The organism is Paraburkholderia sp. SIMBA_030 (assembly GCF_046535245.1).
In the GTDB taxonomy this organism is placed as follows: Bacteria; Pseudomonadota; Gammaproteobacteria; order Burkholderiales; family Burkholderiaceae; genus Paraburkholderia.
In genome coordinates this window covers 1-451 of sequence record NZ_JAWRXB010000094.1, presented here as the reverse complement: position 1 = coordinate 451, position 451 = coordinate 1, and the positions used below count along the sequence as shown (strand labels likewise).

Below are 451 nucleotides of genomic sequence, written 5' to 3'. Positions count from 1 at the left end.
AGTCTGATTTACGCCTTGTCGGCTCCGATCCGTGAGGCGATCAACCTCAACGGTTCCGCGACCATTCATCTGGACCTGCTGCCGGGCAAGCCTGTGGATAAAGTGCAGGCCGCGCTGAGCAAACCTCGCGGTTCACGCTCGATGTCCAAACACCTGCACAGTCAGCTGGGCATTGATGGCGTGAAAGCCGCGTTGCTGCGCGAGCTGACACCGGCCGATTGCTTCAGCGACCCGGCGTTGCTGGCCAAAGCGATCAAGGCACTGCCGCTGACGCTGGTGAAAACCCGCCCACTGGACGAAGCCATCAGCAGCGCCGGTGGTGTGACGTTCGAGTCGATGGATGAACGCTTGATGCTCAAGCAATTGCCTGGCGTGTTTTGCGCGGGGGAGATGCTGGATTGGGAAGCGCCGACGGGCGGCTATCTGCTGACCGCGTGTTTCGCCAGTGGGC

At 61.4% G+C, this 451-nt stretch carries 1 protein-coding gene; it reads left to right on the top strand.

What is annotated here, in order from left to right; translation table 11 throughout:
• The coding region (locus SB772_RS39170; protein ID WP_410838411.1) for an NAD(P)/FAD-dependent oxidoreductase at positions 1–451 on the top strand (451 nt) is incomplete at both ends.